The sequence below is a fragment of the Actinoallomurus sp. NBC_01490 genome, assembly GCF_036227085.1.
GTDB lineage: Bacteria > Actinomycetota > Actinomycetes > Streptosporangiales > Streptosporangiaceae > Actinoallomurus > Actinoallomurus oryzae.
Genome location: NZ_CP109433.1, coordinates 2,963,216 through 2,987,264, shown reverse-complemented (window position 1 = coordinate 2,987,264; position 24,049 = coordinate 2,963,216). Strand labels below are relative to the sequence as shown.

The 24,049-nt window shown below is 71.4% G+C and carries 17 protein-coding genes and 2 pseudogenes; 1 reads left to right on the top strand and 18 read right to left on the bottom strand.

The genetic code is table 11. From position 1 onward, the window contains the following. Positions 1–97 precede the first annotated feature (97 nt). From OG417_RS14365 to OG417_RS14345, 5 genes and pseudogenes are all read right to left on the bottom strand, one after another. A pseudogene (locus OG417_RS14365) lies at positions 98–274 on the bottom strand (IS30 family transposase); the annotation flags it as partial. Then, positions 275–1,333: an IS110 family transposase gene (locus tag OG417_RS14360; protein ID WP_329255511.1), complete on the bottom strand. Its 1,059-nt coding sequence runs from the start codon at positions 1,331–1,333 to the stop codon at positions 275–277. 92 nt (positions 1,334–1,425) lie between these two features. Beyond that, positions 1,426–2,482 (bottom strand): annotated as a pseudogene (locus OG417_RS14355) (IS30 family transposase); the annotation flags it as partial. Between the two features lie 71 nt (positions 2,483–2,553). After that, positions 2,554–3,960 (bottom strand): S28 family serine protease, encoded by a 1,407-nt coding sequence (locus OG417_RS14350; protein WP_329255507.1) that lies wholly within the window; start codon positions 3,958–3,960, stop codon positions 2,554–2,556. Positions 3,961–4,071: 111 nt separating this feature from the next. Continuing rightward, positions 4,072–4,509: an acyl-CoA thioesterase gene (locus OG417_RS14345; RefSeq protein WP_329255503.1), complete on the bottom strand. Its 438-nt coding sequence runs from the start codon at positions 4,507–4,509 to the stop codon at positions 4,072–4,074. A 124-nt stretch (positions 4,510–4,633) separates the two neighbouring features. Between OG417_RS14345 and OG417_RS14340 the strand changes: the two genes are divergently transcribed. Continuing rightward, positions 4,634–4,987, top strand: coding sequence for a VOC family protein (locus OG417_RS14340; RefSeq protein ID WP_329255500.1), 354 nt, complete (start codon positions 4,634–4,636; stop codon positions 4,985–4,987). Between the two features lie 80 nt (positions 4,988–5,067). Here OG417_RS14340 and ettA read toward each other — a convergent pair whose 3' ends face one another. The 13 genes from ettA to OG417_RS14275 all read right to left on the bottom strand — a co-directional run bounded on the left by ettA (position 5,068) and on the right by OG417_RS14275 (position 23,992). Then, positions 5,068–6,765: an energy-dependent translational throttle protein EttA gene (ettA, locus tag OG417_RS14335; protein WP_329255498.1), complete on the bottom strand. Its 1,698-nt coding sequence runs from the start codon at positions 6,763–6,765 to the stop codon at positions 5,068–5,070. 145 nt (positions 6,766–6,910) lie between these two features. After that, complete coding sequence (locus tag OG417_RS14330) at positions 6,911–8,113, bottom strand: GGDEF domain-containing protein (RefSeq protein WP_329255495.1); 1,203 nt, start codon at positions 8,111–8,113, stop codon at positions 6,911–6,913. 2,855 nt (positions 8,114–10,968) lie between these two features. After that, positions 10,969–11,502, bottom strand: a complete 534-nt coding sequence (locus tag OG417_RS14325) for a single-stranded DNA-binding protein (RefSeq protein ID WP_329255493.1) — start codon at positions 11,500–11,502, stop codon at positions 10,969–10,971. A gap of 357 nt (positions 11,503–11,859) precedes the next feature. Continuing rightward, positions 11,860–13,542: a GTPase family protein gene (locus OG417_RS14320; protein ID WP_329255490.1), complete on the bottom strand. Its 1,683-nt coding sequence runs from the start codon at positions 13,540–13,542 to the stop codon at positions 11,860–11,862. Between the two features lie 43 nt (positions 13,543–13,585). Next, positions 13,586–15,310 (bottom strand): AAA family ATPase, encoded by a 1,725-nt coding sequence (locus OG417_RS14315; protein WP_329255487.1) that lies wholly within the window; start codon positions 15,308–15,310, stop codon positions 13,586–13,588. Next, complete coding sequence (gene cobA, locus OG417_RS14310) at positions 15,294–16,544, bottom strand: uroporphyrinogen-III C-methyltransferase (protein ID WP_329262284.1); 1,251 nt, start codon at positions 16,542–16,544, stop codon at positions 15,294–15,296. Before cobA ends, OG417_RS14315 begins: the two co-directional genes overlap by 17 nt. Positions 16,545–16,647: 103 nt before the next feature. Further along, on the bottom strand, positions 16,648–17,805 hold the full coding sequence (locus tag OG417_RS14305) for a nicotinate-nucleotide--dimethylbenzimidazole phosphoribosyltransferase (RefSeq protein WP_329255485.1): 1,158 nt from the start codon (positions 17,803–17,805) through the stop codon (positions 16,648–16,650). 14 nt (positions 17,806–17,819) lie between these two features. Then, entirely contained in the window at positions 17,820–18,914 is a 1,095-nt protein-coding gene (cobC, locus tag OG417_RS14300; protein ID WP_329255482.1) for an Rv2231c family pyridoxal phosphate-dependent protein CobC, read from the bottom strand. Beyond that, a complete protein-coding gene (locus OG417_RS14295; RefSeq protein WP_329255480.1) occupies positions 18,904–19,773 on the bottom strand; it encodes a sirohydrochlorin chelatase in 870 nt (289 codons plus the stop codon). Before OG417_RS14295 ends, cobC begins: the two co-directional genes overlap by 11 nt. Continuing rightward, positions 19,770–20,345 carry a precorrin-8X methylmutase gene (locus tag OG417_RS14290; protein WP_329255477.1) on the bottom strand — a complete coding sequence of 192 codons (576 nt, stop codon included), beginning with the start codon at positions 20,343–20,345 and terminating at the stop codon, positions 19,770–19,772. The genes OG417_RS14295 and OG417_RS14290 overlap by 4 nt, the downstream gene beginning before the upstream one ends. A gap of 37 nt (positions 20,346–20,382) precedes the next feature. Next, entirely contained in the window at positions 20,383–22,104 is a 1,722-nt protein-coding gene (gene cobJ, locus OG417_RS14285; protein ID WP_329255475.1) for a precorrin-3B C(17)-methyltransferase, read from the bottom strand. After that, a complete protein-coding gene (gene cbiE / locus OG417_RS14280) occupies positions 22,101–23,261 on the bottom strand; it encodes a precorrin-6y C5,15-methyltransferase (decarboxylating) subunit CbiE (RefSeq protein WP_329255472.1) in 1,161 nt (386 codons plus the stop codon). The genes cobJ and cbiE overlap by 4 nt, the downstream gene beginning before the upstream one ends. Further along, on the bottom strand, positions 23,258–23,992 hold the full coding sequence (locus tag OG417_RS14275) for a cobalt-precorrin-5B (C(1))-methyltransferase (RefSeq protein ID WP_329262282.1): 735 nt from the start codon (positions 23,990–23,992) through the stop codon (positions 23,258–23,260). Before OG417_RS14275 ends, cbiE begins: the two co-directional genes overlap by 4 nt. Between the last annotated feature and the right edge of the window lie 57 nt (positions 23,993–24,049).

The window sequence follows — 24,049 nt, the reverse complement described above, 5'->3', positions numbered from 1 at the left end:
GCGATACTAACGTCTCAGATATCGAGATAACTGCGGGGTGAAAGAAGCCCCCGCCGAGGCGTCGGTGCTTTCAAGGGGTCGTTGCAACACAAGTTGATCAACTGGCTGTTGCCAGGAGCTTAGCGAGACGCTCGGCTGGGGTTTCCCGGTCGAGCGTTTTGCGTGGCGGGCCGTTGAGGCGGGCGGCGATGGCGGTGAGGTGTTCGGTGCTGTGGACGGACAGGTCGGTGCCTTTGGGGAAGTACTGGCGGAGCAGGCCGTTGATGCTTCTATGTCAAGCGGCGGGCTGGTGCCGGGTGATGTGGTGTTGCCAGGTGGCTCGATCGGCCGTCATGGCCCGGTAGATGACGTCGATGAGGTGTCGTTGCAGGACCCGGCGTGCTCCGCGGGCGCCTTTGGTCGGTTCGTGGCGGGCCAGGAGTGCCTGGGCGGCGGGATGGAAGCGTTTTTGGACGATGGCCGCGGTGTAGAGGACGCTGTTCAGGCGGCGGTTGCCGCCGCGGTGAAGGCGGTGGCGCTCCTTGTCGGAGGAGTAGACCGGGATCGGTGCGCAGCCGGTGTAGCGGGCGAGTTTGGCAGAGCTGGAGAAGCGGGTGATGTCTCCGATCTCGGCGATCAGGACCGCTGCGGAGATGTGGCTGATCCCTGTGATCTCCAGCAGTGTCGGGGCCAGCGGAGTGACGAGTTCCTTGATGGTGGTGTCCAGGTCGCGGACGCGTTCGTTGAGGTCGGCTATCTCGGTGGCCATGCTGATGAGGGCCTGGCGAACGTGTGTGCCGATATGTGCTGTGTCCAGCAGCTTGGCGAGCGAGGTCAGCCCTTTGGGCCTGGCAAGATCACCCGGGGTGTGATCGAGCCAGATGTGTAGTTGCGCCTTGAGCTGGTTGATCACCATGGTCCGGCGCTTGATGAGGTCGGTGCGGTAGTCGACCAGGACACGCAGCTCGCGGACCTGCTCGTCGATGCGGTGCCGATCGAGGCCTGGGGTGGCGATGGCGGCGTGGGCGGCGGCAATCGCGTCGATGAGGTCAGACTTTGCACCGGTGGTGGCGTGGAGCTTGCGGTGAGCGGCGGTCAGGCGAGTGGGAACCCAGACCACCTCATGGCCGGCGAGCAGTAGTCCATCGGCGAGGCGGCGGGCGAACCCACGGCCGTCCTCGATGGCCCAGGTGATGGCCCTGTCGTTGGTGATCGACCGGACCCACCGAAGCAGGGCGGTGATCAGCAGGCCGTCGTTCTTGACGGTCAGCGGCTTGCCGATGCGCCGGCCGTCGGCACCGATGGCCACTGCGACGTGCACATGCTTGTGCGGGTCGATCCCCACGGTCACCATCGCCTTCCGGCACGTGTTCTCCGAGTCACCCAGCGGCCCGACCGGAGCCTCTCCCGTCGAAGAAGCCCCAGCAGTGCCACCCTGCACCAATAGGTGTTCTCATTGCTGCCGCGCTGCCAGGGCGAGTGCGGGTCGCAGAAGTAGACGGGCAGGTCAGCGGTGATGGAGAACTGGTGGTGCAGGCCCATCTCGCTGCCTTGGTCCCAGGTCGGTGATCGCTTCAGCTCGGCGGGGAGTGTCTGCATGGTGGCGGCCAGGGCGTCGCGGACGGTCTCGGCGGCCCGGTCGGTGGGCAGATGGACGAGCAGGACGTAGCGGGTGGCACGCTCGACCAGCGTGCCGATCTGGGAGGCCTGGTTCTTGCCGATGATCAGGTCGCCCTTCCCAGTGGCCGGGAACCGCCCGGTCGGCGGCCTCGGCCGGACGGTCGCTGATCATGACCATGGGGGCGGTGAACCGGGGTTGGCGCTGGTCACGTCGCTTGTGGGGTTTGCGGTAGGTGCGACCGGTCCGCAGCGCACGGGTGAGTTCGCGGCGTAGCTCGCCGCGGCCCTGGAGGTACAGGGCCTGGTAGATGGTCTCGTGCGACACGTGCATCTCCGGCCGGTCCGGAAACTGGACCCGCAGGCTACGGCTGATCTGCTCCGGGCTCCATTCCAGCTCTAGCCAGCCCTGAATCGTCTCCCGCAACCGCGGACAGGCTGAGATCTTCCCGCCCTTGGGACGCGGCCGCCGGGCATCGGCACGGGCCTGGGCCGCGTGCGGCCGGTAGTCACCACTGCCAGGATGAGCGTTACGCACGATCTCCCGGCTGATGGCCGAGGGCGCACGGCCCAGCTCAGCGGCGATCGCCCGGATCGAGACCTTCGCCCGCCACCGGTCAGCGATCACGATCCGCTCGTCCTCGGTCAAGAACCGCGACGAGGCCCCGGCCACCAGCACCTTCCGCGCCGGAGGCCGAGGCCTCTTCACCCGGCCTACCGGCCGCCCGTTCCGCCACTCACGCCCCGTCCGCGGGTTCACACCCACCACACGACACGCCTGGCTGTTACTCAACCCCTGCGCCACCAGAGCAAGGTAGTGCGCCCGCTCCCGCGACAACTTCCTGCGCCCCTGCGGGGACCGGTCACCCCGGACCTCGAAGCCCACCGCAACTCCTCACCTGAGGTGTTGCGACGACCTCTTGAACCCAAGCGTCTCGGCGGGGGTTTCCCGGCGGATCAGAGGCGCGGGTGTTGCGCCAGGATCGGGTCCTCGGTGACCTGCGGGCCGACGAGGGCCTTGGCCTGCTGCGCCGGCGAGGAGACACCGGCCCAGCGGAGCAGGTCGGCGGTCACCTCCGCCTTCTGTGCGGCCGGCAGCGTCGCGATGAGATGGGCGCTGTGGTTCTGGCCCGGCGACACGTAGACCTTCGAGTCACGGGCGTGCGGACCGACGCGGAACGGCTCGGCGCCCCACGGGTCGTTCTGACCGTAGATGAACGCCATGTGCGTCGCGCTCGTCCGCACCCAGTGGTCGATGTCCTTCATGGCGTTCGGGTCGAACGTCATCGGGATGTCCCGCGGGACGTACGTCCGCGGCTGGTAGGTGCTCTCGTGGCGGAGCAGGGGGTGCAGGTACTTGAAGCTGGGCGACGGCCAGCCGAGCTGGGTGCCCGCCTGGTAGTAGTACGGGATGAACTGCTGCAGACCCTGGTCCGTGTAGGTCAGGGCACCGGAGACCAGGTCGAAGTAGTCGTAGATCTCATCGGTAGAGGCGGTCGTGGGCGGCACGTCCTTGCACTCCGCCTGCAGGTGGTACTGCCAGAACGCCCACTCGAAGTCCATCACCGAGTTCTCGAAGGCGACGTCGACGGACTTGACGATGTTCCAGGTGTAGCCCGCCTCCTGCGCGGCGGCGGTCATCCGCGCCTCGATCTCGGTGCGGCGCTTGAGCAGCTCGCGCTGGAGGTCCTGCAGGTCCGTACGGCACTTCGGGTCGGTGCCCACCGTGTTGAAGAACCGGTCGTACGCGCTGTCGTCCTTGTTGTTCACGTCGTTCGGCGCGACGTAGGCCACCGTGCCGTCGACGTCGTTCGGATAGAAGCGCTTGTGGTACGTGGCGGTCATGCCGCCCTTGCTCGCGCCGGTGGAGATCCACTTGCCGTGATAGATCGTCTTGAGCGCCTTGACGAGCACGTGCTCGTCCGTCGCGGCCTGCCAGATCGTGTCCTTGGTCCACTGCGCGGGCTGCGGGATCGACGGGTCGAAGAACCGGTACTCCACCGAGATCTGGTTGCCGTCGACCAGCGCGGTCGGCTCGGACAGGAACATCGTCTCGGGAGTGTTGTAACCGCTGGTGTAAAGGACCATGGGCCGGTCGTCGGACTTGTGCTCGAGCAGCACGCGCTGTTCGAACCAGCCCTTGTCCGGGTGCCGGTGGTCGACGGGCTGACGGTAGTCCAGCCAGAACCACCGGTAGCCGGTGAGGGTGGAGGTCTTCTCCTGCACCGTCATGCCGGGGATCGCCTTGAGCCTGGCCAGAATGTCGTCGTCCGCCTTGGTGGTCGCCGCGTGCGCGGTGCCCGCGACACCGCTGAGACCCGCCGCGAGCGCCACGGCCAGCAACCCTCGTGAGACCCTTCGCATTCTCACCCCTATGTGATCGCGCCAATGGGCAGGCGTGACATTACGGGCAAGAATGGGTAAAGAGGTACTTCTGTCGGGTTTGTTACTGAAATGTCGCCAGCGGCGTTTCGCTCATTGGTAGGCGGTGAGGAAGGCGATCTCGTCCTTGCCGAGCCGGCGGGAGCGGGTGTTCTCCAGGTCGTACGCGACGATCACCGACGACGCGCGAACGTAGAGGTGCTCGTCGTCCCGGATCTCGTACGCGAGCGTGAACGACGCGGAACGCAGCTCGGTCACCCAGGTCTCCACACGGACCGGGTCCGGGCGGAACAGCAGCGGCCGCTTGTAGTCGATCTCATGCCGGGCGACGACCAGTCCCTTGAGCGGCGCCGCCCCCTCACGCACGGGATCGAGCCGGAACATCGACACGCGCGCGTCTTCGAGGTAGGTGAGGTAGCGGCAGTTGTTCACGTGCCCGAGCACGTCGATGTCGCCGAACCGCACCTGGAACTCGTGAATGTGGCGGCGAACCCCATCGCGCCGATCGGTGTCGAGGGCAGGCTGAACCATGCATCATCCATCTCGCGAGGCCGTACAGGTCGTCCCAAGTCTCCCTGCCTCGCCTCCGCCGGGGTACGGCGGGGCTCCCATTCGTCCAAGCCAGGGGGAGGCGGGGACGGGGAGGATGCTGCATGTGATCAGGAGAATCCACCCTTACGCCGATACGGACGACGTCACCGCCTCCCGGGACTTCTACGTCGGGGTGCTCGGGCTCGAGGTCGCGATGGAGGATCCGATCCTCGGGCTGAGATCGCCGGACAACCCCACGGCTCAGGTGATCATCCCGCTACGCGGTGTGGAGGACGCTGTGCCGCGCCTCGGGATCGACGTCGGTGAACCGGCAGCCGTCGATGCCGCGTACGCCGAGGCCGTACGCCGCGGGCTACGCGTGGTGTATCCGCTCACCGACGAGCCCTGGGGCGTACGTCGCTTCTTCGTGGAGGACCCGGGCGGCACGGTGGTCAACGTGCTCGCGCACCTCGGCTAACGCTGAACACCGACGGCGGCACGGCCGGGGCGGCGCGGTGCGCTCCCCCGATCGTGCCGCCGGGTGTCCGGCGTGCGTGGTCAGCGGGTGAGTTTGCGGTGGGTGACGCGGTGCGGACGGGCCGCCTCGGCGCCCAGGCGCTCGATCTTGTTCTTCTCGTAGTCGGCGAAGTTGCCCTCGAACCAGAACCAGCTCGAACCCTCTTCCCACGCCAGGATGTGCGTGGCGATGCGGTCGAGGAACCACCGGTCGTGTGACGTGATCACGGCGCAGCCGGGGAACTCCAGCAGGGCGTTCTCCAGCGAGCTCAGCGTCTCGACGTCCAGGTCGTTGGTGGGCTCGTCGAGCAGGAGGACGTTGCCGCCCTGCTTGAGCGTGAGCGCGAGGTTGAGGCGGTTGCGCTCACCGCCGGACAGCACGCCGGCGGGCTTTTGCTGGTCGGGGCCCTTGAAGCCGAAGGCCGCGACGTACGCACGGCTCGGCATCTCCACCTGGCCGACCTTGATGTGGTCGAGACCGTCGGAGACCACCTGCCAGACGTTCTTGTCCGGGGCGATGCCGCCACGGCTCTGGTCGACGTAGGAGATCTTGACGGTGTCGCCGACCTTGAGGCTGCCCTCGTCGGGCTTCTCGTCCGCCGTGACACCCTCCGGGGCGCCCGCGCCGGCGGCATTGACGATCATGCGGAACAGCGTGGTCTTACCGACGCCGTTCGGGCCGATGACGCCGACGATGCCGTTCGGCGGCAGGTTGAAGGAGAGATTCTCCATCAGGAGACGGTCGTCGAAGCCCTTGGTGAGGTGATCGGCGACGATCACCGTGGTGCCCAGGCGCGGGCCCGGCGGGATCTGGATCTCCTCGAAGTCGAGCTTGCGGGTCTTGGCCGCCTCGGCCGCCATCTCCTCGTAGCGCTGGAGCCGGGCCTTGCTCTTGGTCTGACGGGCCTTCGGGTTGGAGCGGACCCATTCGAGCTCCTGCTCCAGACGCTTCTTGCGCTTGGCGTCCTTCTGCCCCTCGACCTTGAGGCGCTCGGCCTTCTTCTCCAGGTAGGTGGAGTAGTTGCCCTCGTACCCGACGAGACGGCCGCGGTCGACCTCACAGATCCAGCCGGCCACGTTGTCGAGGAAGTACCGGTCGTGGGTGACGGCCAGGACGGTGCCCTCGTACTTTTCCAGGAACTGCTCCAGCCACTGCACACTCTCGGCGTCGAGGTGGTTGGTGGGCTCGTCGAGGAGCAGGAGGTCGGGCGCCTCGAGGAGGAGCTTGCACAGGGCCACGCGGCGGCGCTCACCGCCGGAGAGCTTCGTGACGTCCGCGTCCTGAGGCGGACAGCGGAGGGCGTCCATCGCCTGCTCGAGCTGGCTGTCGAGGTCCCAGGCGTTGCGGTGGTCGAGCTGCTCCTGGAGCTTGCCCATCTCTTCGAGCAGCTCGTCGGAGTAGTCGGTCGCCATCTTCTCGGCGATCTCGTTGAACCGGTCGAGCATCGCCTTGGTCTCGGCGACACCCTCCTCGACGTTGCCGAGGACGGTCTTGTCCTCGTTGAGCGGAGGCTCCTGCTGGAGGATGCCGACGGTGAACCCCGGCATCAGCCGAGCCTCGCCGTTGGAGGGCTGCTCGAGGCCGGCCATCATCCGGAGCAGCGTGGACTTGCCGGCGCCGTTGGGTCCGACGACACCGATCTTTGCTCCGGGCAGGAAGCTGAGGGTGACATCGTCGAGAATGACCTTGTCACCGTGTGCTTTGCGGGCACGCTGCATCGTGTAGATGTACTCCGGCATGCACCCAAGCCTATGGCCTCCGGGGCGATGGCCTTACCGGCCTGAGCGGATGTCGTGGGGTCGTTTCTCCGCCGTTTCCGCCGTGTCGGTCCTCGCGCCCGCCGAATGATCGGGTTGTTGTCGGTGTGATCGATGTTACGTGCGCTCAGGCCTTCTGGGTCGCGGGGAGGCAGATGCGGTCGCGACCGGACTTCTTGGCTCGGTAGAGGGCGAGGTCGGCGGAGGCGAGGAGCTCGAGGAGGTCCTGGCCGTGGGTACGGAACAGGGCGACGCCGACCGAGACCGTGACGGTGACCGACTCGTCGTCGGCCGGCACGGACAGCCGGCGTACGCGGTTGCGGAGGCGTTCGGCCACGCGGCAGCCCTCCAGAATGTCGGCGCCCGGCAGAAGGACGACGAACTCCTCGCCGCCGAACCGGCCGACGACGTCGTACTCGCGCAACTGGCTGACGAGCGTGCCGGCGACCCCGATCAGCACCTGGTCGCCGGCCAGGTGCCCGTGGGCGTCGTTGACCCGTTTGAAGTGGTCGATGTCGATCAACAGGAGGGCGAGGGACTCGCCCGTACGGTTGGCGCGGGCGATCTCGGTGTCGGCCTCCCGCTGCCAGGCCGCGGCGTTGAGCAGGCCCGTCTTGGCGTCCGTACGCGCGGCGGCCTGAAGCTGCTGGTGCATGAGGCTGCGCTGGAGCAGCATCACCGGCGGCAGCGCGACGAGGATCAGCGCGGGACTGAGCGCGCAGGCGATCGTGACGAGAACGCCGAGGCAGAGCTCGACGACGTCGAGAACCAGGTGCTCGCGGTTGCGCAGATGCTCGTGCCACCGGCAGCCCGGCGCGGAGCTGTGCGCGGCCACCGCCACGATCGCCGTGTTGATCACTGTGAACAGCACGGCGCAGGCGACCATCGCCGGGAGGACGGCCTCGAGATCGACGAGCCACCGCGTGCCGGCCTGAAGCGGGTCGGGCACGACGAGGTGGAAGGCCGCCGAGGCCGTGGCGCCCGCCAGGCCGTGCGCGGCGGAGACGATGGCCCGCCGGTGCAACAGCGTGCGGCGTACGCGCAGTTGCAGCAACGCCTGCATCGGGATCGGGATCAGCAGCGCGTACACCGGTGGCAGAAGCAGTGCCACGGGAAGCCACCAGGCGGAGAGCAGGTCACGCCCGATGCCCGCGGGCATGCCGAGCCGCCGCGAGGCCTCGATGCAGAGCGCGCCGGCCCCCATCAGAGCCGCGAACGTCAGCAGCGCCGCCGGCCGCCACTCCGTACGCGCGGCGAGCATGCCGATCAGGACGAAGTGCAGCCCCACGACCACGACGACGTACGCGATGATCGGCGCCGGTTGGGCCAACAGTGGCCAGCGTGGAGGCTTTCTGGTCACGTCGCCCCGGTCCTCGGCGGCCGACTGATGCAGTGCCGTCATCATTCCCCCAACGGATCGGGCCAGAGCCGCACGTCGGGACCACCCTCTGGCTGAGAGCCGCCCGCGCTCACCTCATCATCGAATCACATTCAGTAATAGGATAGTTGCAATGTGTGCGGAGGGGGCGGGAAAAGCTGTACCTTCTTAGGACGCCCGGCGGATGAAGGGCGTACGCTCAGGCCCGCAGGCGCTCATCGCCCCCCTGAGTGCCCCGTAACCCCCGTCCGGACCGACGCCGGGTGGGACGCACCATTTCCGGAAAGGGAATCAGGATGCGCGGAGTCTCCTGGATCTGACGCCGACAGGGCCGCCGCCCTGCCGCCCGCCCGACCCCGCTGGCCAACGTCCACCCGGGCCGAGCCACCACGCCTTGCCTGCCAGCACACAACCGCAGCCCCTGCCTGCCAGCCAACCGTGGATCTGCACACGGACACACGCAGTTCCTACCTGCCGGCACGCCCTGGACCCTGCACACCAACAAACCGCAGGCCCTACCAGCCGGCACACCCCAGACCCTGCACACCAACAAACCGCAGGCCTTGCGCCGCGGCACCTCGGCGGCATCGGCCGGATGCCCCATTCCGTGGGCCCGCCGCCGCGCGGCGGGCCTTGCGACACGGAGCACCGTCAGGCGCACCGCCGCAGGGCCGCTGCGCGGCGCCCCCTCTGCGGCCGAATGATCTGTCCGGAAGTCACCCCCTCTCCCCAGGCCTTGGCCTGTCAGATCTCGCCCGGGTCTCTTTCCTTTCTCCCGGGTCTCTCTCCGGGCCTCACCTGCAGGTTTCTCTGCCTGACCTCCGACCGGGACCGGCCGGGCTTCGTCGTCACAGCCGCCGAGGGAGCGGTGGCCACGCTCCGCACGCTCCGTTGTTCGCTGGCCCGTCTCCACGGCGACGACACCCGCCTGGTCATGGCCCGGGAAACTCCACCTCCTAAATCTCAGGGGCTCCAGTCCCCAGACTTCCGCTGGGGGTTCACTTCTCAGCTGCGCTCAGCTCTGCCCCGGGAACTCCAGCCCCCAGGCCTCCCCTGGGGCTCCAGCTCCCAACCCCGGCGGGGACACCTCCTCTCAGATCTCTCACCCCGGGGCTCTCTCCCTCCCCGGGGCCTCGGCTCTCAGATCCAGGAGACGCCTCGCCGGATTCGCATCGCCTCCCCCTTCCCATACGTGGAAACCGCGGATGGAGGTCTCTGGCCTGCAGTGAAGTCTCCGCGTGCCCCTTGGCCGCACCGGTCGGCCGAGGTCTGGAGCGCTCCCGGCCCTCTTGACCTCCCGGGCGCGCCTCGGCCCACCTCACCGGTATGCGATTCGACTGACATAAGCGATAGCCCTCCATTCGGGAATCAGCCCAACGAGCCAGGCCAGGACCGGCACGTCTAGGCGAACCGAGCCCGGCACGCCAGCCCGGCCAGAACCGACGGCCGGAACCAACGGTCGGAGACAACCGCCGAGCCAACGATCGAAACGGACGGTCGGCAGAGGGCTGGAACATCTCCCCCGCCGAAAGAGAACGGCACTACGTGGGCCTCGGGACCTTCGCGCACCCCTCCGTCGCACCAGTCAGCCGAAACCACCAGCACCCCCGGCCCTCTTGACCTCCCGGGCGAGCCTCGGCCCACCTCACCAGTACGCGACTCGACCGACATAGGCGACAGCTCCACATTCGGGAATCGGGCAGCACGTCGGGCCAAGCCAGGACCGGCACGTCTAGCCAAACCAAGCTCGACGCGCCAGCCCGGCCAGAACCCACGGCCGCAGCCAACGGTCGGAAACAACCGCCGGAGCCACGATCGGAACCGACGATCAGAACCGACGATCGGCAGAGGGCTAGAACATCTCCCCCGCCAAAGGAGAACGGCACTACATGGCCTCGGGACCTTCGCGCGCCCCTCCGTCGCACCGGTCAGCCGAAACCACCAGCACCCCCGGCCCTCTTGGCCTCCCGGGCGAGCCTCGGCCCACCTCACCGGTACGCGACTCGACCGACATAAGCGACAGCCCTCCATTCGGGAATCAGACAGCGCGTCGGTCCAAGCCAGGACCGGCCCGCCAAGCAAACCGAAATCGGCCGCACCCGCTACGCCCGGGAACCGGCGGCCGACAGAGGGCTGGCTTCGGGACCTTCGCGCGCCCCTCCGTCGCACCGGTCAGCCGAAACCACCAGCACCCCCGGCCCTCTTGGCCTCCCGGGCGAGCCTCGGCCCACCTCACCGGTACGCGACTCGACCGACATAAGCGACAGCCCTCCATTTGGGGATCGGGCAGCACGTCGGGCCGAGCGAGATCGGCGCGTCGGGGCCAATCGGATCGGCAGGTCCGCTGTGGCGGGAACCGGCGGGTGGGCCGACGGCCGAACCGCCGTGGTCGAACCGGCGGCGGGAGCCGAAGGCCGGTCGATCGGCCGCCGACCACCAGCCGGTCAGCGCCCCACCGATCCGCGGCTGACCAGCAGCCGACGGGCGGCCCGTCGATCGGCGGTCGACCAACAGCCGGTCGGCGGCCCGCCGGTTCGATCGGCGGCCGGTTCGATCGGCGGCCGGCCGGTCGATCGGCGGTCGACCAACAGCCGGTCAGCGACCCGCCGATCCGCGGCCGACCAACAGCCGGCGGGCGGCCCGTCGGTCAGCAGCCGACCACCAGCCGGTCAGCGGCCCGCCGGTTCGATCGGCGGCCGGGGGATCGGTGGCCGACCACCAGTCGACAGGCGGCCCGTCGGTCCGCGGTCGGCCAACAGCCGGCGGGCGGCTCGTCGGTCAGCAGCCGATCGGCGGTCGGTTGTCGGTTAGGCGGCGGCGCGGAACGGGGTCGTGTCGCCGTCGTCGTCCGTGTCGTTGACGTCGTCGGACTTGTCGCCGATCTGGGGGGTGAGCTCTTCGGCGTCCTCCTCAAGGCCGGCTTCGAGCCAGCGGTCGGCCACGTCGTCCGCCTGGCGGCGGTCTTCCGGGAAGGCGGAGCGCTGGGCGCGCTGGAAGCGTGCCACGCCTCGGCTGAGGTCGTGGCCGACCGTGGTGGCCTCGATCTGGGCGGAGAAGCGCTTTTGGCCGTCCTTGACGTACTCGCGGATGCGGAGCTTGCCCGTGACGATGATCGGGTCGCCGCGCTGGAGCTCACAGGACTGCAGGTTGTCGGCGAGCGCGCGCCAACAGGTGACCGTCAGGAACATCGGGTCGTCGTCGCGCCACTGGCCGATCTCCCGGTCATAGCGGCGCGGGGTGCTGCCGATCCGCAGCGACATCAGCGACGTGCCGCTCGCGAGAACCTCGAAGATGGGGTCTTGGGCGACGAAGCCGATCACGGTGACGACTGCCTCGTTCACGAAGGGGTCCTCCGGTCTGTCCGTGGCGGTCCCTTACCGCCGATGTGGTTTGTACGACCACGGTGACGGACATCGGGTGGGCACCACCAGACCCCTGCGTAACCTGTGGATAACTCGAAGTAATCAGAGAATTCGGGACGCCCCCTCCCCGCCTCGGCCAACGCAGGGCACGCCCCGGCCGACACAGCACACGCCCGGCCAACGCAACACACGCCCGGCCGACACAGCACACGCCCGGCCGACACAGCACACGCCCGGCCGACACAGCACACGCCCGGCCGACACAGCACACGCCCGCAACACGCCGTCGGCGCCTGCCGCTCCGGCGTCGCGCCGGGGATACGCAGGATCAGCGGATCAGTGGACGAGCGGGCCGATGGCGGTGGAGAGTTCTTCGCGGAAGGTCTTGTACACGGCCAGCTCGCGTTCGACCGGGTCGAGTACCAGCGTGCGGGCGGAGGTGTTGATGCCCTCGCGCATTCGTTCTTCCAGGCGTTCGCTGTGGCGGGACGCGGACAAGGCGACCATGTTGCGCGCGGCCGAGGACGTGAAGGCGCCCAGGCCCAGGGTGCAGACGATCAACAGGCACACGTACGGGATCACGCCCGTGTCGCCGAGGATGCTCAGCGGTGCGTGGCCGAGTTTCAGCGCGCCGTAGGCCACCACGCCGCCCAGCCAGACCAGGCCCAGGATCGAGGCGGCGATGAGGATGTACTGCCAGGCGCGGACGATCCACCACCAGGCCGGTATCTGGTTGAAGCTCGGCACGGCCTCGCGCAGCGCGCTGCCGAGTGCCTCCGGGAGCTGTTCGGCCTTCGACCGGCCCGCCTCGCGGACCGAACGCTGCCACGACGGCGGCAGGCCCTCGACGACCCCCTCCGTCACCTCCTGCAGGGCGTTGTCCACGTGCGCCTGCTGGGCGTTCACCGGTGTCGTGAAGGCCGCGCGCAGCTCCTGGCGCAGCTCGCCCAGCCGCATGCGGCGCAGCGGGTCGGAGTGCATGCGCACGGCCAGGCGGCCGACCGGCCAGCCGACGTAGTCGAGGGCTCGCAGGGAGTAGGCGCTCTCCATGGACTCCGCCACGGCCGGGACGCCGGCGGCGTCCGCGAGGGCCTCGACGAGGGTGGCGGCGCGGCGGTCGTCGACCTTCTCCGGGGGCTCGTCGGCGCCGTACTGGCCCTCGAAGCGCTTGACGAGGCGGTCGATGTCGGCGACGAGGCGGTCGAGCCGGGCCTGGCGGGCGGCGACCGCGTCGGCGAGCACCTCGCGGAAGCCCTCGACGCCCGTGCCGGCCTTGGCGGAGGTGGTCAGGATGGTCGGACCGCCCATGCCCTCGGCCTCCAGCAGGCGCCGGAGGTCCTTGACGCACTCGGTGACCTCTTCGGGCTCCAGGCGGTCGATCTGGTTGAGGATGATCAGGGTAACGCCGGTGTGGCCGGCGAGCTGCTCGAAGTAGCGCCGGTGGACGGCGAAGTCGGCATACTTCTGCGGGTCGAGGACCCAGACGATGAGGTCGGCGACGCTGACGTATTTGTCCACCTCGGCCAGGTGCGCCGCGCGGATCGAGTCGTGGTCGGGCAGGTCGAGCAGGACCAGGCCCTGCAAGGAGCCCACCTGGCCATCGCCGTCGAGGGCGCTGGCGCGGGCGTAACGGTGGCGCGACTCGATCTCCAGCCAGTCGAGCAGCGGGCCGGCGCCGCCGAGGCCCCAGACGCAGGCGTGGGCCGAGCTGGTCATCGGGCGGCGCAGGCCCGTGGGTGACAATTCCAGGCCGCACACCGCGTTGAACAGCGATGACTTTCCGCTACCGGTGCCACCGGCCAGGGCGACCACCGTGTGCTCGCCGGACAGCCGCAGGCGCTCGCCCGCGCGGGCGAGCAGCGCCGCCGCGTCGTCCATGAGCGACTGGTCGACCCGGCCCTCGCCGAGGGCGACGAGCCGGTCGAGGACGTCCAGGCGGGTGGACAGGCCGGACGCCGCGGGCCGCGGTGGAGTCTGGGTTTCCTCAAGCGAGGAGACCGGCGGTGTCGTCGCCGTCATCGGTCGCGCTCCTCGTCGTGTCGGGAAAGCACCCGGCAATGGCTCACCGGGCGACCTCAAGGTTGTATGTGGCCTGGTAGAGCTGGACCGGTGTGGTCTCGTCCGGCACTCCGGCGCCGTCGAGTGCCTGCCCGAACCGGATCGCCTCCTCGTCGTAGAGCATCCCGATCCGGCCGCGCAGGTCGGCCCTGGCCTTGGCGCTCATGCTACGCAAGGATTCGGCGCCGAACAGCGCCTTGAGCAATCGCTGGGGCACGGCGCTGTTGCCCGCCTCGACGGGTGCGTCGCTCGTGCCGAACCCGAACAGTCCCACCATCATCACCAGGGACAGCGCCTCGTCGTCGTAGGAGACGAACTTGGCCACGGACCGCTTGGTGACCCCCTCGGTGCGGATCAGGTCGATGATGTGCTCCTGCCAGGCGCTGACCGCACGGGTGGCGCGCCGGGGCAGCTCGGCGGAGGCGCGTCCGAGCTCTTCGGCGCGTCCCTTGAGCAGGTTGACTCCCGCCGGGCGGTCCTGCCACCGGGCCACGACGTCCTCCGCCGCGCGTTCGGCGGCCGCGAGCACGAGGGACTCCAGACCGCTGCGCAACGCCATCTTCAGCGCGCGTACACGGGCCGGAGCGCGACGGCGGCGCCCGCCCCGGTGGCCCGACTGGCCGCCCCGCGACTGCAGGGCGCGCTCGAGGTCACCGGTGCCGGCGAAGTCCTGCCAGCGCGCCAGCACCTCGCCCCGCAGCAACGAGCCGTTGCGCGTGGCCTCGTCGAGTTCGGCCAGGGCCCCGGCGTACGCGGCCTCGACCTCCTCGCGCAGCATCGTGCGCAGAGCGACCTGCTCCTCCACCCGCTTCGCGAGCTCGGGAACGCGCGTACGGAAGGTGTCCAGCACGCTACCAAGCGTAGACCTGATCACCTCGGCGCGGCCATCTTCGTCCTCAGTGATTCCGGTCAGCCATTCGTGCACCTCGTCGGACATCTCTTTGGGCAGCATGCCACCGGAGACCTTGGTCTCGGGGATGGTGAACTGGGCCGCCTGTTCGAGGCCGTTGTCCTTGAGCATCTCGGCGAAGTGGGCCACGACCTCCTCGCCGCCCTCCTCGGGCACCCGCGACAGGACGATGCCGAGGGTGGCGCCGTGGTCGCGCGCCCGGTGCAGCAGCCGCCAGACCTGCGCGTCGGCGTACCGCGCGGCGGTCGTCACGCACATCCAGATGTCGGCGGCGGCCAGGAACTGGGCGGCGAACTCGTGGTGGTCCTCGAACACCGAGTCGACGTCGGGGCTGTCGAGGAGCGCGAGCCCGCGCGGCAGCACCTCGCTCTTCATGATCACGAGCTGGTCGCCGACGACGGCGTCGGGCGCCGGGCCGAGCACCCGGCCGAACCCCGGCAGGACGTAGCGTTCGTCCAGCCACCAGTCGGCGTCGTCGGGGTGGCAGACCAGGATCGGGCTGCTCGTGGTCGGCCGCAGCACGCCCGTGGCGCTCACCCGGGCGCCGACGAGCGTGTTGACCAGCGTGGACTTGCCGGCGCCGGTGGAGCCGCTCAGCACCACGAGCAGCGGGGAATCGGTGCGCCGCACTCTGGGCAGCACGTAGTCGTCGAGCTGGTTCAGCAGGTCCTGCTGAGTGGTCGTCGCCTCTTCGGTGCCCGGCGCGTCAAGGACGAACCGGACGGAGGCGATCTGGTCCCGCAGCTCGGCCAGGACCTCGTCGAGTGGGAGGGACGCCGCCCTGTGCTTGGCGGTGCCCTGATCAGCCGGGGGTGTCACGGAGCCGCCCCATATCCGCTCGCAGCAATTCGATCTCTTGAGCCACCTGGACGACCTCTCCGGCGACGATGATCGCCGGTGGCCGTACTCCGCTGGCCGTCATCTGGTCCGCAACAGTCGCGAGGCTCGCCATGAGCGTCCGCTGGCTCTGCAGCGTACCGTTCTGGATCACCGCGACAGGTGTGTCCGGCGATCGACCATAGCGCATGAGAGTGTCCGCGATCACACGCATCCGTTCGACGGCCATGAGGAGGATGAGCGTGCCGTGGGAGCGCCCGAGCGCCTCCCAGTCGACCGTCGAGGCCGGGTCCCCCGGCGCGACGTGCGCGGATACGACGTGGAACTCCTGCGCGACGCCTCGGTGGGTGACCGGGACGCCGACCGCGGAGGGCACGGCGATCGCGCTCGTGACGCCGGGCACCACGGTGACCGGAATGCCCTCGCGTACGCAGTGGAGCACCTCTTCGGCGCCCCGCCCGAAGACGAAGGGGTCGCCGCCCTTGAGGCGCACGACGAACCGGCCGGCGCGCGCGTGCTCGACCAGCGCGGCGTTGATGTGCTCCTGGGTGACCGACCGGCCGTACGGGATCTTGGCCGCGTCGACGATCTCGACGTCGCCGGGCAGCTCGTCGAGAAGCTCGCGCGGCGCGAGCCGGTCGGTGACCACCACGTCGGCCTGGGCGAGCAGCCGGCGGCCGCGCACGGTGATGAGGCCCGGGTCGCCCGGCCCGCCGCCCACGAGGGCGACGCCGACCGGCTTGCGGCGCGAGTGCCGGGCGGTGATGCCGCCGTCGCGCAGGCCGTCGAGGACCGCGTCGCGCACGCCGGCGGCGCGCCTGGGGTCCCCGCCGGCCAGCACCGCGACCGAGGTCTCGCCGACCCGGCCGCTCGCCGGGGTCCAGGCGGCGGACGCCTGCGCGTCGTCGGCCCGTACGCACCAGATCCGCCGGCCTTCGGCCTCCGCGGCGACCGCGGCGTTGACCTTGCCGTCGTCGGTGCACGCCTGGACGAGCCACGCGCCGTCGCAGTCGCCCGTACGGTACGGGCGGCGCTCCCAGATCAGCTCCTCACGCGCGATGAGGTCCTCGAGGGCCGGGGTGACCTCCGGCGAGACGAGAAGCACCTCGGCGCCGGCGGCCAGCAGGGCGGGCACGCGCCGCTGGGCGACGCGTCCACCGCCGACGACCACGACACGGCGTCCGTCGAGGCGCAGGCCGAGCAGGTAGGGGGGCAACTCTCGGGTCTCCTGGGTCGGGCTCGGGTCAGGCACGGCCACGGGCACCGGCCTTCACGGGTTCTTCGTCACCATGTTCAGCCACCAAGGTACTCGTCCCTGGTCACGCCTTGTCCGCCACACCGGCGGAGTCGAAGGTCGCGACCTCGTGCAGCACGCGTACCGCGCTCTGGACCAGCGGGAGCGCGAGCAGGGCCCCGGTGCCCTCGCCGAGCCGGAGCTCGAGATCGACGAGAGGGCGCAGCTCCAGGTGCGAGAGCGCCGCGGCGTGACCCGGCTCGGCCGACCGGTGGCCCGCGACGCAGGCGCCCCGTACGTCCGGGGCGAGCGCGGCGGCGGCCAGCGCGGCGGAGCCGGCGATCACGCCGTCGAGCACGACCGGGACCCGCGCGGCGGCGGCGCCGAGGATGAAGCCCGCGATCCCCGCGTGCTCCAGGCCGCCCACCTCCGCGAGGACGGTGAGCGGGCCGACCGGTTCGCCCGGCTCGCTCCCCAGACCCCCGCCACTCAGCTCGCCCGAGCCGCTTGCCGAACCAGCGCCACTCCGCTCGCCCGAGCCGCTTCCCACGCTCCCGCCGAGGCCGGCGCGCTCCAGCGCGGAGCGCACGACCTGGACCTTGCGGGTGTGGGTGGCCTCGTCGACGCCCGTGCCGTAGCCGGTGACCTCCTCGGGCGCACGGCCGGTGAACGCGGCGATGAGGGCCGCGGAGGCGGTCGTGTTGGCGATGCCCATGTCGCCGGTCACCAGGCAGCGGTGGCCGGCGGCGACCAGGTCGCGGGCGACCTCGATGCCGGTCTCGACCGCCGCGCGCACCTGGACGGGCGTCATGGCGGGCTCGCGGGTCAGGTCCGCGGTGCCGTGGGCGGCCTTGCGGACGATCAGTCCGTCCGCTGCGGGCAGGTCGGTCCGGACGCCGATGTCGATCACGCGTACGTCGGCGCCGGTCTGGCGGGCGAAGGCGTTGACCACCGCGCCGCCGGCGAGGAAGTTGGCCACCATCTGGCCGGTGACCTCCTGCGGCCAGGGGGTGACGCCCTGGGCGTGGACGCCGTGGTCGGCGGCGAAGATCGCGACGGCGGCGGGCTCGGGCATGGGCGGCGGGCAGGCGCCGGCGAGGCCGGCGAGGCGCACCGACAGCTCCTCCAGCACACCGAGCGCGCCGCGCGGCTTGGTCAGCCGGTCCTGGTGCGCCCGTGCGGCGTTCATGGCCGCCTCGTCCAGTGGACGGATCGCGGCGATCGTCTCGGCGATGAGGTCCATGAGTCTCCTGACGGTCAGTGAAGGATCTCGGTCAGTTCGGTGATGAAGGCCGTGACCGTCGCCTCGTCGCGCACGGCGACGCGGAGCCAGTCGGGGCCCAGGCCGGGGAACGTGTCGCCGCGCCGCACGGCGTACCCGCGCTCGCGCAGCGCCGCGCGAACGCCCGCACCACCGGGCACCCGTACGCACAGGAAGGACGCGCGTGCCCCGGGGACGACGTGCAGGCCGAGGCCGGTCAGGGCCCGGGCGAACCGTTCGCGATCCAGCGTGAGGTCGCGGGCCCACGCGTCGGCCTCGGCCACCGCGCGCGGGCTGACGCAGGCCTCGGCGGCCACCAGCGCGGGCGTGGACACCGACCAGAGCGGCTGCGCCGCGGCCAGGCGCGCGATGAGTCCGGGCTCGGCGAGCACGTACCCGGCGCGGAGCCCGGCCAGGCCCCAGGTCTTGGTCAGGCTGCGCACGACGACCAGGCCGGGCAGGCGCCGGCCCGCGAGACTCTCGGTCTCGCCGGGGACGCAGTCCATGAACGCCTCGTCGACGACGAGGGTCCGCCCAGGCGCGGCGAGGGCGGCGATCTCCCGCGCCGGGTGCAGGACCGACGTGGGGTTCGTGGGGTTGCCGATCATCACGAGGTCGGCACCGGCGGGGACCGGGCCGAGCCGGAAGGCGCCGGTGAGGATGACGCGTGCGACGTCGTGGCCGGCGGCGCGCAGGGCGCTCTCCGGCTCGGTGAACTGCGGGTGCACGACCACGGCGTGACGGGGCCGCAGCACGCGGGCGAGCAGCACGAACGCCTCGGCGGCGCCGGCGGTGAGCAGGACCTCGTCCTCGTCCCGCCCGTGGCGGCGCGCGACCGCCCGCCGGGCGCGTGCCGGATCGGGGTACGCGGCGAGGCCGGCGACGCTGTCGCGCAGCAGGGCGGCGAGCCATTCCGGCGGCGTGCCCTGCCGCACGTTCACCGCGAGGTCGACCAGCCCGGGGCCGACCTCGGCGTCGCCGTGATGCCGCAGATCAACGTCAGTAGTGGCTTCCTGAGGACGACCGAAAGCCGGACTGATCGGCGTCCGGCACTCCGCCGCGCCCCGCGCCGGACGCCGGTCAGTGGGCATGGACGTGGGTGGGATCGTCGGGGTGGTGGTGCGGCCGCTGGGGCGCGCCGACGCGGTGTTCGAAGCCCGGCATCGCCGCCCGGTACACGCACGTGTCGCAGTTCATGCGGATGTCGCCGCGCAGCGCCTCCTCGTAGCGTTCGGCCACGAGGTCGGCCAGCCCCTCGCAGTCGCCGATCACCTCCGCGCGGCGCACCTCGGCGCCCGTGAACGCCCGCGCCTCCGCCGCCACGCGGTCCGGCAGCACGCCGGGGAACAGGAAGTACGGCAGGACGACCACGCGGCGGGCGCCGAGCCGCCGGCAGCGTTCGAGGCCCTCCGGCACGCCCGGGCGCGCCAGGGAGACGAACGCGGTCTCCACCATGGACAGGCCGCGTCCCTCCCACAGCAGCCGGGCCGCCTTGTACACCTCCGCGTTGGCGTCCGGGTCGGTGGAGCCCCGCCCGACGAGCAGCACCGCGGTGTCCGCGCGCTCGGCCGGGTCCAGTACGGCGTCCAGGCGCTCCTCCAGCAGCCGCAGCAGCGTCGGATGCGGGCCCAGCGGACGGCCGTAGGCGTACGTCAGGCCAGGGTGGCGGGCGCGTTCGCGGGCCAGCGCGGCGGGCATGTCGCCCTTGGCGTGCCCGGCCGCCACGAGGACGAGGGGGACCGCCGCGACGTGCCGGTGCCCGGCGGCGTACAGCGAGGCGACCGCGTCGGTCAGCGGCGGCGGCGAGAGCTCGATGAACCCGCCGGCGACGTCCACGGGCAGCCGCCCGCGCAGGCGTTCGACGAACCGGTGGAACTCGGCCACTCCCGCGTCGTCGCGCGTCCCGTGGCCGACCACCAGCAGCGGCGTGGGCTCGCTCCGCTCGATCACGCGCCCTCCTCGAAGTAGAGCAGGGCGTTGAGCGCGGCGGCGGCGACGGCCGACCCGCCCTTCTCCGAGACGTTGCTGACGGCGGGCAGGCCGCTGGCGCGCAGCGCGGCCTTCGACTCGGCGGCGCCGACGAACCCGACCGGCAGGCCGATCACGAGAGTCGGCTCCACGCCGTACGCGATGATCTCCTCCAGCGCGGTCGGCGCGTTGCCGACGACCCACACCGCGCCCGGTCCCGCCTTGGCGTAGGACAGCCGGATCGCGGCCGCCGAGCGGGTCAGGCCCTCGGGCCTCTCCTTCACGTCGCCGATCGAGCAGATCACCGGCCGGGCGGTGATCCCGGCGGCGACCATGGCGACGTCGGTGACGATCGGCGCGCCGTCGCGCAGCGCGCGCAGCCCCTGCCGGAGGCGGTCCTCGTCGGTGACCAGGTCGGTGGCGTAGTCCAGGTCGGCGCTGGCGTGGATGACGCGTTCGGTGACGGCCCGGGTGAGGGGTGGCAGGGCGGTGAGGTCGACGCGCGAGCGCAGGATCTCCATGGACCGCGCCTCGATGGGGTGGATGGTTCTCATGCTCTCCTCGTGGGGTCTACGGGGCCGGGCCTGGCGGTCACGCCCATCGGTACCCCCGGGGGGTGACGAAACGCCCGGCCACCGTGCGGCTGCGGCTGGAGCCGACGACCACGACCGTGAACATGTCGACCCGGGCGGGGTCGACCTCCGCCAGGGTGGTCAGCGTGACCGACTCGTCGGGGCGGCCGGCGTTGCGCACGTACCCGACCGGCGTCGAGGGCGGCCGGTGGGCGGCGAGGAGGCTCAGCGCCTTGGGCAGCTGCCAGTCGCGGGCCCGGCTGCGCGGGTTGTAGAAGCACACCGTGAAGTCGCCCTCCGCGGCGGCCGTGACGCGGCGCTCGATCACCTCCCAGGGCGTGTGCAGGTCCGACAGGGAGATGTACGCGTGATCGTGGCCGAGCGGCGCGCCGAGGAGGTTCGCGGCGGCCACGGCGGCGGTGACGCCCGGCACGCCCTCGACGTCGATGTCGTCCCCGGCGAACTCCAGGGCCGGGCTGGCCATCGCGTAGATCCCCGCGTCGCCCGAGCCGATGAGCGCCACGGCCCGGCCGTCCGTCGCCTCCGAGACGGCGGTACGGGCCCGCTCCTCCTCCTGGCCGAGGCCCGAGGCGAGCACCCGCGTGCCGGGGCGGAGCAGGTCGCGCACCTGCTCGACGTACTGGTCCAGGCCGACGACGACGGAGACACGCTGGAGCACGGCGACCGCCCGGGGGGTGAGCAGGTCACGGGCGCCGGGGCCGAGTCCGACGATCGAGAGGCGTCCGCGCGGCCGCAGCCGGGCGACGGCCACGGTGGCGTTCGCCGACTTGTGCTTCTCCACGACCAGCTCCGCCCGTGGACCGGCCGTCAGCAGTGCGGCGGCTTCGGCGACGCTGGGAGTGCCGACCTCGGCGCGCACGACGTCGGAGGGGTTCGGCACCGGCACGGAGGCGAGCGCCCCGGCCGGATGCGTGATCACCTCCCAGCCGCGTTCACGCGCCACCTGGAGGATGCCCTCTTCATCGGCCTTCACATCGGCGGTCGCCAGGCACCGAACCGACTCGGGGGCCAGGGCGCCGACGGCCAGGGCCTCGTCGACCAGCGCCGCCACCTCACGTGCGGCGACACCGCGGGCCGAGCCGACGCCCACGACGAGGGACTTGGGACGGTAGACGAGCGCGCCGTCGAACCAGTCCTTGTGACACATGCAAGCGATCTCGGCGTGGTCGGTGACGAGGATGCGGTAACCGTCATCGGCGGCCTCGGGGGAGACGTTGGGGGGCAGCGGCGGCAGCGGCCAGCCCTCCGCGCCCTCCAGCCGCACCGGTTTCCCGGACAGGACCGCGGCGCCGACATACGCGAGCAACCCGGGGTTGTGCACGGTGAACCCCAGGTCGGCGCCGTAGGAGTCGAGCGGTGTCACGTTGCTCGCGTCGCTCGCCGTCGTCACCACCGGCGTGCAACCGAGAACGTCGGTCAGCCGGTGGGCGAGGACGTTCGCACCGTGGTGGCCACCGAGCACGGCGACCGCGAACGCCATCGACTCGTCCACGCAGACGACGGCCGGGTCGGTCGACTTGCGGCCGAGCAGCGGCGCGAGCACCCGCACCGTCGCACCGACGGCCAGGAAGCTCACGACGGCGTCGCAGGTGCGCCATGCCTCGCGCAGGGCGTCGGCGGCCTTCTGATCGGTCAGCAGCCGCACCTCACCCGGCCAGGCCGCCTGAAGCGCCGCCGCGGCCGTACGCCCGCCCGCGGTGGCGGCGACCACCCCGATCACGAGAGCCTCCCCGCCAGCAGGAACACCGGGTTCTGCGCGTCGAGGCGGAACGAGCCGCCCGGGAGGTCGGCGAAGCGCGAGGCGGCGAGCTGCACGCCCTCGACGGTGTACCCGGCGTCGGTGAACGCGCGGCGGGCCTGCGCCGCGCGGTCGACCGCGGCGTACGTGGCGACGACCGTCTCCGGGCGCCGGGCCAGCACGCCGCCGAGCGCGTCCAGCCCCCCGCCGCCGACGAAGGCGGCGTCCGGGTCGGGCAGCCCGTCGAAGGCCTCCGGCGCGCTGCCCCGTACGAGCCGCACGCCCGGGCCGGCGTTCTCGCGGATCAGCTCGCAGGCGGACGGGTCGCGTTCGACGGCGATGACGGCGGCGTGGTGCGCGGCGCACTCGATGCCGACCGAGCCGCTGCCTGCGCCGACGTCCCAGACGAGCATGCCGAGGGTCGGGCGGAGCCGGGCCACGGCGACCGCGCGCACCTCCCACTTGGTGATCATCCCGGCGCGGTGCCGGTAGCCGTCTCCGGTCCAGGTACGCGGCGGCGCGGCGGGCTGGTTGTGCGTCCGCGCCGCCGACGCGGACTCGCGTACGGCGAGCACGACGTTCGGCTCGGCCCACGTGCGCGCCGCCGCCTCGGCCGGCGCGCACCGGGTGACCCGCTCGTCGCCGGAGCCCAGCCGCTCGGCGACGTACAGCGTGACGTCCCAGCCGGCGAGCCCGGCGCCCAGCTCGGCCGGGCCGTACCCGGGCGCGGTGAACACGGCCGTCTTGGGCATGGCCCGGCACGCGTTCACCGCCGTACGCGGGTCGCGGCCGTGCGCGCTCACCACCACCGCGTCGTCCCACGGCAGGCCGACCCGCGCGAACGCGCCGGCCACCGAGGACACCGCGGGCAGCACCTCCGGCGTGTGGCCGCGCTCGCGCAGGGCCCGTACGATGCCGAAGAACCCGGGGTCGCCGCTGGCCAGCACGACGGCGTCACCGGCCGCGCCGACCTGGTCGAGGGCCGCGGCGACGTCGCCCATGACCACCTGACGGACGTGCGCCGGCGGGCGTACCGCCTCCAGGTGCCGCCGTCCCCCGGCCACCACCGAGGCGGCGGAGAGACGGTCCATCGCCCGGCGCGGCAGCGGGGACCCGTCGCAGCCCACGACCGTGATCATCTGCTGAGCCGTCCGTACATCGCGATCATGCGCTGGCCGGTGGGGTCGACGAGGACGACCTGGGCGGCGATCGTGCGACCGGCCTCCGTGGTGAGGCGCTCCACCACCTCGGCGACCCGGCGGCACAGCTCGCGCCCGGCCCGGCCCAGCAGTCCCGCGCCCTCCCACAGCTCGTACGCGTGCGGCACCGCGCCGGCCTCCGCGACCCGCGCGGCCAGCTCGTCCGGGCCGCCCATCGTCCGCGTGATCTCGGCGAGCAGGTCGGTGTCCGCCTTCGAGCGCGTGTAGTGCGTCGTCAGCACGCCGGACGCGAGCCTGGCCAGCCTGCCGGCCGTCCCGACGAACACCACCTGGGTGACGCCGTGCTCCACGGCCCCGCGCAGCGCCGCGCCGGTGAAGTCACCGGCCTCCACGAAGCACACCTCGGGCAGCTGCGGCAGCAGCCGCCGCGCGCCCTTCTCGGTGCCGCTCCCGGCGCACAGGACGAGCGTGCGCTCCTCCCGCGCGGCCATCACCGCGACCGCCCGCTCGACGCCCGCCCGCCACGACGCCGTCGAGAACGGGCGCACGATCCCGGCCGTGCCGAGGCTCGATATCCCGCCGAGGACGGCGGGCCGTCCGTTCGCCGTCCTGCGCGCCGCACCGGCCGCCGTCCCGCCGTCGGGCACCGAGATGACGACGCGTACTCCTCGTGTCTTCAGGTCCACAGACTCCCCCACCGCCTGTTCGATCGTCGTGAATCACGTCAGGATCGTGGTCCGCGTCCTTGATCACCACTCCCCCGGCCC

Excerpts from the sequence above, each read along its gene's own strand:
- OG417_RS14360 (WP_329255511.1), bottom strand. The coding sequence starts at position 1,333 with ATGGTGACCGTGGGGATCGACCCGCACAAGCATGTGCACGTCGCAGTG.
- OG417_RS14350 (WP_329255507.1), bottom strand. The coding sequence starts at position 3,960 with ATGCGAAGGGTCTCACGAGGGTTGCTGGCCGTGGCGCTCGCGGCGGGT.
- OG417_RS14345 (WP_329255503.1), bottom strand. The coding sequence starts at position 4,509 with ATGGTTCAGCCTGCCCTCGACACCGATCGGCGCGATGGGGTTCGCCGC.
- ettA (WP_329255498.1), bottom strand. The coding sequence starts at position 6,765 with ATGCCGGAGTACATCTACACGATGCAGCGTGCCCGCAAAGCACACGGT.
- OG417_RS14320 (WP_329255490.1), bottom strand. The coding sequence starts at position 13,542 with ATGACGGCGACGACACCGCCGGTCTCCTCGCTTGAGGAAACCCAGACT.
- OG417_RS14305 (WP_329255485.1), bottom strand. The coding sequence starts at position 17,805 with ATGGACCTCATCGCCGAGACGATCGCCGCGATCCGTCCACTGGACGAG.
- cobC (WP_329255482.1), bottom strand. The coding sequence starts at position 18,914 with ATGCCCACTGACCGGCGTCCGGCGCGGGGCGCGGCGGAGTGCCGGACG.
- OG417_RS14290 (WP_329255477.1), bottom strand. The coding sequence starts at position 20,345 with ATGAGAACCATCCACCCCATCGAGGCGCGGTCCATGGAGATCCTGCGC.
- cbiE (WP_329255472.1), bottom strand. The coding sequence starts at position 23,261 with ATGATCACGGTCGTGGGCTGCGACGGGTCCCCGCTGCCGCGCCGGGCG.